At 75.7% G+C, this 10,591-nt stretch carries 1 protein-coding gene; it reads left to right on the forward strand.

Annotated features, from left to right (window positions below):
* Positions 1–65 precede the first annotated feature (65 nt).
* The gene (locus ACFY0I_RS33365; RefSeq protein ID WP_388902764.1) at positions 66–10,580 is read left to right on the forward strand and encodes a type I polyketide synthase; all 10,515 of its coding nucleotides are present in this window, start codon (positions 66–68) and stop codon (positions 10,578–10,580) included.
* Positions 10,581–10,591 lie beyond the last annotated feature (11 nt).

Below are 10,591 nucleotides of genomic sequence, written 5' to 3' on the forward strand. Positions count from 1 at the left end.
GAGTTCGTCGAATTCTCACCCGCAGTCCGCAAGCAACCCGCATTTCTCCAGGAGGTGACGTTCCAGTGGCCGGCGCGAACGAAGAAAAGCTTCTCGAAAACCTGAAGTGGATGACCACGGAGCTGCGGCGGGCCCGCCGCCGTCTCCAGGAGGTCGAGCAGGACGCCCACGAGCCCCTCGCGATCGTCGCGATGAGCTGCCGTTTCCCCGGCGGGGTGCGGTCGCCCGAGGACCTGTGGCACCTGGTCGCCGAGGGCGGTGACGCGATCACCGGCTTCCCCGACGACCGCGGCTGGGACATCGCGTCCCTCGCCGACCCGGACCCCGACCGCAAGGGCACCTTCTACAACACCGGCGGTGGATTCCTCGCCGACGCCACAGCCTTCGACCCCGGATTCTTCGGGATATCGCCGCGCGAGGCCCTGGCGATGGACCCGCAGCAACGCCAGATCCTGGAAACCTCCTGGGAGGTGTTCGAGCGGGCCGGAATCGACCCCGCTTCCGTACGCGGCAGCCGCACCGGTGTCTACATTGGCGCGGGCGCCATGGGGTACGGGGCCGACCTCGCGGAGGTTCCCGAGGGGCTGGAGGGGCTGCTGCTGACGGGTGGCGCGACGAGCGTGCTGTCGGGCCGCGTCAGTTACGTCCTCGGCCTGGAGGGCCCGGCCGCCACCATCGACACGGCCTGTTCGTCCTCACTCGTCGCCCTGCACCTGGCCGGACAGGCCCTGCGCCAGCGCGAGTGCACGCTCGCCCTGGTCGGCGGCGTCTGCGTGATGCCCACGCCCGACGTGTTCGTCGAGTTCAGCCGCCAGCGCGGTCTCGCCGAGGACGGCCGCTGCAAGTCCTTCGCCGCCGCCGCCGACGGCACCGGCTGGGCCGAAGGCGTCGGCGTCCTCCTCGTCGAGCGCCTGTCGGACGCACGCCGCAACGGCCATCCCGTGCTGGCCGTGGTCCGGGGCTCCGCCATCAACCAGGACGGCGCCAGCAACGGCCTCACCGCCCCCAACGGCCCCGCCCAGCAGCGCGTCATCCGGCAGGCCCTGGAGAACGCACGCCTCTCCGCCGCCGAGATCGACGCCGTCGAGGCGCACGGCACCGGCACCCGCCTCGGCGACCCCATCGAAGCCCAGGCGCTCCTCGCCACGTACGGGCAGGACCGGCCCGCGGGCCGGCCGCTGCGCCTCGGATCCCTCAAGTCGAACCTCGGACACACGCAGGCCGCGGCCGGTGTCGCGGGCATCATCAAGACGGTCATGGCGATCCGCCACGGCGTCCTGCCGCAGACCCTCCACGTCGACGAGCCGACCCCCGACGTCGACTGGACGGCCGGAGCGGTGTCGCTGCTCACCGAGCCGATGCCCTGGCCCGAGACCGGGGCGCCGCGCCGCGCGGCCGTGTCCGCCTTCGGCGTGAGCGGCACCAACGCGCACACCATCATCGAGGAGGCCCCGCAGGAGGAGCCCCCGCAGGACGAGCCGTCCCACGGCGATGCGCCGGCCGCTGCGGAACCCGTCGTCCGGGTGCGGCCTGCCCTGCTGCCCTGGACGCTGTCGGGCCGCAGCGCCGCCGCGCTGCGTGCCCAGGCCGCCCGGCTGATCGACGCCCGCGCCCTCGGGAGCGTGGGCGCCGGCGCCCTCGACCTCGGACACTCGCTGGCCACCACCCGCGCCGCCCTGGAGCACCGCGCGGTCCTCTTCGCCCGCACCGACGACGGCCTCGACACCGCCCTGGCGGCGCTGGCCGTCGGCGCGGACGCGGAGGGCCTGGTCACAGGCACCGCCACCGAGGGCCGGACCGCGTTCCTGTTCACCGGACAGGGCAGCCAGCGCCTCGGCATGGGACGCGAACTGTACGAAACCTTCCCGGTGTTCGCGGACGCCCTGGACGCCGTCTGCGCCCACATGGACGACCATCTCGAACTGGCCCTGAAGGACGTCCTGTTCGGCGCGGACGCGGAGCTGCTGAACCGTACGGAGTACACGCAGCCCGCGCTGTTCGCCGTGGAGACGGCGCTGTTCCGACTCGTCGAGAGCTGGGGCCTGCGGCCCGACTACCTGTCCGGTCACTCCATCGGCGAGATCACCGCCGCGCACGCCGCGGGGATCCTCCCGCTCGACGACGCGTGCACGCTCGTCGCCGCCCGGGCGCGACTGATGCAGGACCGGCCCGCCGGCGGCGCGATGATCGCCCTCCAGGCGACGCGGGACGAGGTCCTGCCGCTGCTGACCGACCGGGTGGACATCGCCGCCGTCAACGGCCCCCGGTCGGTCGTGATCGCCGGCGCCGCGGACGACGCCGCCGTCATCGAGGCCGGCTTCCGGGCACAGGGCCGCAAGACCAAGCGGCTCGCCGTCAGCCACGCCTCCCACTCGCCGCTCATGGACGGCATGCTCGACGCCTTCCGGCAGGTCGCGGAAGGGCTCACGTACGCCGCCCCGAGCATCCCCGTCGTGTCCAACCTGACCGGCGCCCTCGTCGCCGACGGCGAGATGGGCACGGCGGACTTCTGGGTCCGCCACGTCCGCGAAGCGGTCCGCTTCCTCGACGGCGCCCGCGCCCTGGAAGCCGCCGGCGTGACCACGTACGTGGAGATCGGCCCCGACGGCGTCCTGTCCGCCCTCGCCCAGGACTGCGTCAGCGGCGAGGGAGCCGTCTTCCTCCCCGTGCTGCGCGGCGGCAGGCCCGAGCCCGAGACGGCCATGGCCGCCCTCGCCCGGGCCCACGCCCACGGCGCCGCCGTGGACTGGGCGACGTACTTCGCCGGCACCGGCGCCCGCCGCGTCGACCTGCCCACCTACGCCTTCCAGCACGAGCGGTACTGGCTGGAGCCCGGCGCCGGCGCGGCCGGCGACGTCGCCGTGGCCGGACTCGACCCGGCCGCGCACCCGCTGCTCGGCGCCGCCGTCACCCTCGCCGGCTCCGACCAGGTGCTGTGCACCGGCCGGCTCTCGGCCCGCACCCACCCCTGGCTCGCCGAGCACACCGTGGCCGGTACGACGGTGCTGCCGGGAGCGGCGTTCGTCGAACTCGCCGTGCGCGCCGGGGACCTCGCCGGCTGCGGCACCGTCGGGGAACTGGTGCTCGACGCGCCGCTCGCGCTGCCCGCCGACGGCGGCGTACGGATCCAGGTGCTCGTGGAGAGCCCCGACGAGGACGGCCGGCGCGCCTTCACCGTGTCCGCCCGCCCGGACGACCCCACCGACGCGGGCAGCGGCTGGACCCGCCACGCCCGGGGTGTCCTCAGCCCCGCCGCCCCCGCGACGGCCTTCGCCCCTGGACCGTGGCCCCCCGCCGGCGCCGAGCCCGTCGACACCGGTCACCTCTACGCCACCGACGAGCCTCACGGCGCCCACGCCCACGCCCACGCCCCCGAGCGCGGCCCGGTGTTCCGGGCCGTGGAGGCCGCCTGGCACCGTGACGGAGAGTGGTTCGCGCAGGTGCGCCTGCCCGAAGACGCTCCGCAGGCAGCCGGGTTCGGGCTGCACCCGGTACTCCTGGACGCCGCCGCGCACGCCGCGCTCGCTCTGGCGGGCGCCGCCGCGACCGCCGACGGATCCGCCGCCGTCGCGGCCGTCGGGCCCGGCAGCGTCTGGTCGGACGTGACCCTGCACGCGGTGGGCGCGGGCGCCCTGCGCGTACGCGTCCGACCGGCCGCCGACGGAACGTACGCCCTCGACCTCGCCGACGACCTCGGCGACCCGGTGGCCACCGTCGGCCGACTCGCCCCGCGGGCGTTCACCGCCACGACCACCGGCACCACCGACGGCACGGACCCGGTCCCGGCCGTCGTGCGCGACGCCCTGTTCCAGCTCGCGTGGACGCCCCTGCCCTCACCGGCCGCCCCGGCCCCGACCGGGCCGGCCGGCGGCTGGGCGGTGCTCGGCGCCGCCGGATCCGGTCAGGCCCCCGGCTACGCCGACCTGGCGGAGCTCGGCGCGGCCGTCGAGGCGGGCACGCCCGTCCCCGCGTACGTCCTGGCCCCCTTCTCGCGGCAGCCCGAGGGTGCCTCGCCGGACACGCTGCGCGGGGCCGCGCACCGGGCCCTCGCCCTGGCCCAGGCCTGGCTGGCCGACGACCGGTTCGCAACGTCCCGGCTGGTCGTCGTGACCGCCGGCGCGGTCGCCGGGCCCGGCGAAGGCGCCGAGGACCTGCCGCACGCCGCGATCCGCGGACTGCTGCGGTCCGCGGAGACCGAGAACCCCGGCCGCTTCGTCCTCGCCGACCTCGCCGACCTCGCCGACCTCGCCGACCTCACCGCTCCGGCCCTCGCCGCCGCCCTCGACTCCGGCGAACCGGAGCTGCTGCTCCGCGACGCGGCCGTGCACGTGCCGCGCCTGCGCCGCACCCCGCCGACCGACCCCGCAGCCGGCAACGGCGTCACCATCGACCCGAACGGCACCGCCCTGATCACCGGCGGTTCCGGCAGCCTCGCCGGGATCGTCGCCCGCCACCTGGCCGGCGCCCACGGCGTGCGCCACCTGCTGCTGCTCGGCCGGCGCGGCGCCGACGCACCCGGCGCAGCCGAACGCAGCGCGGAACTGGCCGCGTTGGGCGCAGAGGTCACCTGGGCCGCCTGCGACGCAGCCGACCGGGACGCGATGGCCGCCGTCCTGTCCGCGATCCCCGCCGAACACCCCCTCACCACCGTGGTCCACACGGCGGGCGTACTCGACGACGGCGTCATCGCGTCCCTCACCCCCGACCGGCTGGACGCCGTCCTGCGGCCGAAGGCCGTCGCCGCCCTCCACCTGCACGAACTGACCCGCGACCTGCCGGTCACGGCGTTCGTCCTGTACTCGGCCATCGCCGGAACCCTCGGCGCCGCCGGCCAGGCCAACTACGCCTGCGCCAACGTCCACCTGGACGCCCTCGCCGAACTCCGCCACCACCAGGGGTTGCCCGCCACCTCGCTCGCCTGGGGCCTGTGGGCCGAAGCCGGCGGCATGATCGGCGGACTCGACGAAACCCAGCTGCGCCGCATGGAGCAGCACGGCATGGGTGCCCTCTCCGCCGCCGACGGCATGACCCTGCTCGACGCGGCGCTGGCCTCCGGCCGGCCCGTCCTCGTCCCCGCCCGACTCCACCCCGCCGCTCTGCGCGCCGCTGCCGCGCCCGGCCCCGTCGCCCCCGTGTTCCGGGACCTGCTGGGCCCGGCGGGACGCCGCACCGCGCACACCCGCGCCGAAGCGGGCGACTCCCTCGCCGACCGACTGACCGGCCTGACCCGCCCCGAACAGGAACGCGCCCTGCTGGAACTCGTACGGGCGCAGGTCGCCTCCGTGCTGGGCCACGCCTCGGCCGAACGGATCGAACCGGCCAAGGCGTTCAAGGACCTCGGCTTCGACTCGCTGACCGCCGTGGAACTGCGCAACGGCCTCGGCGCCGCCACCGGACTGCGCCTGGCCACCACGCTCGTCTTCGACCACCCGTCGCCCACCGCCCTCGCACGACAACTGCTCGTCGAACTCCTCGGTGACGCGGCCGAGTCGGACACGACGCACCACACCCTGGGCGCCCCGTCGCGTGTTTCCGCCTCCGGCGCCGACGACCCCATCGCGATCGTCGCCATGAGCTGCCGCTACCCGGGCGGAGTCGGCAACCCCGAGGACCTGTGGCGGCTCGTCGCCACCGGCGGCGACGCCATCGGCGGCCTCCCCGGCAACCGCGGCTGGGACATGGCCGAGCTGTACGCCACGGGCACCGGGACGGCGGGCGGCGCCGGGAGCGCCGCCGACACCGGGAACACCGCCTCCGACACCGGACGCCCCTTCGCGGGCGGATTCCTCTACGACGCCGACTCCTTCGACGCCGACTTCTTCGGCATCTCACCGCGCGAAGCCCTCGCCATGGACCCGCAGCAGCGCCTCCTGCTGGAAGCCTCCTGGGAAGCGGTCGAGCGGGCCGGCATCGACCCGTCCTCACTGCGCGGCACCCGCGCGGGCGTCTTCGTGGGCGCCGCCTACACCGGCTACGACGCCCAACTGGAGCGGTCCGCCGACGCGGACGGCGTACTCGGCCACGTGATGACCGGCAACGCGGGCAGCGTCATGTCCGGTCGCGTCTCCTACGTCCTGGGCCTGGAGGGCCCGGCGGTCACCGTCGACACGGCCTGCTCGTCCTCGCTGGTCGCCCTGCACTGGGCGATCCAGGCCCTGCGGGCCGGCGAATGCACCCTCGCCCTCGCGGGCGGCGTCACGGTGATGTCGACGCCCGGCACCTTCAGCGAGTTCAGCCACCAGGGCGGCCTGTCCCCCGACGGCCGCTGCAAGGCCTTCGCGGCGGCAGCGGACGGTACCGGCTGGGGCGAAGGCGTCGGCATGCTGCTCGTGGAACGGCTGTCGGACGCCCGCCGCAACGGGCACCCCGTGCTCGCGGTCGTCCGCGGCTCGGCCGTCAACCAGGACGGCGCGAGCAACGGCCTGACCGCGCCGAACGGACCCTCGCAACAGCGCGTCATCCGCGCCGCCCTCGCGAGCGCGGGCCTGTCGGCCGCCGAGGTCGACGCCGTGGAGGCGCACGGCACGGGCACCCGCCTCGGCGACCCCATCGAAGCCCAGGCCCTGCTGGCCACGTACGGTCAGGACCGGCCCGAGGGGCAGCCGCTGCTGCTCGGCACCGTCAAGTCGAACATCGGCCACACGCAGGCCGCCGCGGGCGTGGCGGGCGTCATCAAGATGGTCATGGCGATGCGCCACGGGACGCTGCCGCAAACCCTGCACGTGGACGAGCCCACCCCGCACGTCGACTGGGCGGCCGGCGACATCACCCTGCTGACCGAGCCGACGGCCTGGCCCGAGACCCGACGGCCGCGCCGGGCCGCGGTGTCCTCGTTCGGCATCAGCGGCACCAACGCCCACACGATCATCGAGCAGGCACCGCAGGACACGGACGCTCCGGCGCCGACGACCCCGCCCACCGGACCGGTGCCCTACGTCCTGTCCGCCAGGACCCCGCAGGCCCTGCGCGACCAAGCCGCCCGGCTGCTCCCCGTTGCCGAGGCCGGCGCCGACGTGACCGGGGCCGAGGACGGCTCCGCCCTCGTGGACCTCGCGTACTCCCTCGCCACCGGCCGCGCCGGACTCGACCACCGCGCGGCGTTCGCCGCCGCTGACCGTGAGAGCCTGCTGCGCATGCTCGCCGCCGTCGCGGCCGACGAGAGCGCGCCGGGGCTGATCCGCGGGACGGCCACCGGCGGCGCGCAGGCCTTCCTGTTCACCGGACAGGGCAGCCAGCGCACCGGGATGGGGCGTGAACTGCACGCGACCCAGCCGGTGTTCGCCACCGCGCTGGACGCGATCTGCGACCGGTTCGACCTCGAAACGCCCCTGAAGGACGTGCTGTTCGGGGACGATGCCGATCTGCTGGACCGGACCGAGTACACCCAGCCGGCGTTGTTCGCGGTGGAGGTGGCGTTGTTCCGGCTGCTCGAATCGTGGGGTGTACGGCCGGACTTCGTGTCGGGGCATTCGATCGGTGAGATCGTCGCCGCGCATGTGGCGGGTGTGTTGTCGCTGGACGACGCGTGCACGCTGGTCGCGGCCCGTGGCCGGCTGATGCAGGCCCTGCCGACGGGCGGTGTGATGATCGCGGTGCGGGCGTCGGAGGGCGAGGTCCTGCCGCTGCTGACGGACCGGGTGAGCATCGCCGCCGTCAACGGCCCGCAGGCCGTCGTGATCGCTGGTGACGAGGACGCCGCGACGGCTGTCGTGGCGGCCTTCCCCGACCGCAAGTCCAAGCGGCTCAACGTCAGTCACGCCTTCCACTCGCCGCACATGGACGGCATGCTCGCCGACTTCCGCAAGGTCGCCGAGGAGTTGACGTACGCGGCTCCGCGCATCCCGGTCGTCTCCCACCTGACCGGCGCCCTGGTCACCGAGGACGAGATGGGCTCGGCGGACTTCTGGGTCCGCCACGTCCGCGATACGGTCCGCTTCCTCGACGGCGTCCGCGCCCTGGAGGCGGCCGGCGTGACCACGTACCTCGAACTCGGCCCCGACGGAACCCTGTCCGCCCTCGCCCAGGACTGCCTGGCCGAGGACGGCGACGCCGCCTTCGTGCCGGTGCTGCGCACCGGCCGGCCCGAGTCCGAAACCCTGACCACCGCCCTCGCCCACACCCACACCCGTGGCATCGCCCTCGACTGGCGGGCCTACTTCGCCGCCACCGGGAACCACGGCCGGCGCGTCGACCTCCCCACCTACCCCTTCCAGCCCCGGCGCCACTGGCCCGAGCCCGCCACCGCGCACCCCGGCGCGGTCGCGCAGGCCGGGTCCGCCGCCGGGAGCGGGGCCGACGCCCGGTTCTGGGACGTCATCGAGCGGGCCGACCTGACCGCGCTCGCCGACGAGTTCGCCGTCGACGCGGAGCAGTCGTTCGGCGCCGTCCTGCCCGCCCTGTCCGCCTGGCGGCGCGACCGGCAGGCCCGGGCCGAGGCCGACGCGCTGCTCTACCACGTCACCTGGCAGCCGTGGTCCGGCGAGGGGCAGAGCCGGGCTCAGGGCGGGAACACGGCCGCCGCGGGCACCTGGCTGGTCGCCGTCCCCGCGCCGCTGGCGGCCGACCCCTGGGTCCGCACGCTGACCGACCGCCTGAGTGACCGCGGCGCCACGATCCTCCCGCTCCCGCTCGACGTCATCCACGCCGACCCGGCCGCCCTGCGCACCCACCTGGACGAGCGCCTGCGCGAAGCCGCGGCGGACCTCGTCACCGGACCGGTCACCGGCGTCCTGTCGCTGCTGGCGCTGGACGAGCGGCCGCACCCCGAGCACCCCGCGGTGCCCGTCGGGCTGGCCCTCACCGCCGCTCTGGCCTCCGTACTCACCTCGGAGGAGTTCACCACCGGCCCGGACGCGCGGGACAGCGGCTGCGCCGACGCACCCCTGTGGTGCCTCACCCGTGACGCGGTCTCCGCCGTCCCCGGGGACACCCTCGGCGGCGCCGGCCAGGCGCAGGTCTGGGGCCTGGGCCGGGTGTTCGCACTGGAGCACCCCGACCGCTGGGGCGGACTCCTCGACCTCCCCGAGCAGTGCGACGAGCGCGTACTGTCCCGCCTGCCGGCCGCGCTCACCGCGGCCGGTGACGAGGACCAGCTCGCCCTGCGCGCCGCCGGCCCCTTCGTACGACGCCTTGTACGCGCCGGCGTCCCGACGGACACGGCCGGCGCCCGCTGGACCCCGCGCGGCACCGTACTGATCACGGGCGGCACGGGCGCCCTCGGCCGCCACGTGGCACGACGCCTCGCCGAACGCGGCGCGCGGCACCTCGTGCTCGTCAGCCGCGCCGGCGCCGACGCGCCCGGCGCCGGCGAGGTCCGCACCGAACTTGAAGCGCTCGGCGCGGCCGTCACCCTGGCCGCCTGCGACGTCACCGACCGGGAGGCGCTGCGGGCCCTGGTCACGGGGCTGGCGGCCGACGGGACCCCCGTACGCGCCGTCGTCCACGCGGCCGGCATCTCGCAACCGCCCGGCACCGGCACCGACCTGCCCGGATTCGCCCGGGTCGTCACCGCCAAGACCGCCGGCGCCGTCCACCTCGACGCCCTGTTCGACGCGCCGGACTCCCTCGACGCGTTCGTCCTCTTCTCCTCCATCGCCGGAGTCTGGGGCAGCGGCGGACAGCCCGCCTACGCCGCCGCCAACACCTTCCTCGACGCGCTCGCCGAGCGCCGCGCGGCCCGCGGGCTCGCGGCCACGGCGGTCGCCTGGGGGCCGTGGGCGGAGGGCGGCATGGCCGCCGAGGGCGACGCGGAGGAACAGCTCACCCGGCGCGGGCTGCCGCCCGTCGCCCCCGGGACCAACCTGACGGCCCTGGAACGCGCCCTGGCCGGCCGGTCGGCGACCGTCACCGTCGCCGACGTCGACTGGGCACGGTTCGCCCCGGTGTTCGCCGCCGCCCGCCCCCGCCCCCTCATCGGCGACCTGCCCGAGGTGCGCGACGCACTGCGCGGCGACGCACCCGGCGCCGCCTCCCCCGACAGCGGCACCACGGCGGCCGACGCCGCCGCGGCCGTCCTGCGAAGGCTCACCGACCTGTCCGGCGACGACCGGGACACGGCCCTCCTCGACCTCGTGCGCGAACACGCGGCCGCGGCCCTCGGCCACCCCTCGGCGGACGCCGTCGCACCCGACCGGGCCTTCAAGGACCTGGGCTTCGACTCGCTCACCGCGGTCGAACTGCGCAACCGCCTGAGCGCCGCCTGCGGCCTGCGACTGCCCTCCAGCCTGGTCTTCGACTATCCCAACCCGCAGGCCCTCACCCGCCACCTGCTGCACACCCTCTTCCCCGCGGGCAACGGCGCCCCGGCCGTCGCCGACCTGGACAGCGACCCACAGGACGCGGAACTGCGCCGCACCCTCGCCGGCATCCCGATCGGCCGGATCCGCGAAGCGGGACTCCTGGACACCCTCCTCGGGCTCGCCGCCCCCGAACCCACGGGCTCCGGCCCCGGTCCGGACGCCGCCGACGCCGCGGGATCCATCGACACGATGGACCTCCAGGACCTCCTCGACCTCGCCCTCGACACGGCCGGGTCCGACGACGACGGCCCCACCGGCGACACCACCACCACCAGCTTCTGACCTGCCCGAAG

This window comes from Streptomyces sp. NPDC001568, assembly GCF_042893755.1.
Classification (GTDB): Bacteria; Actinomycetota; Actinomycetes; order Streptomycetales; family Streptomycetaceae; genus Streptomyces.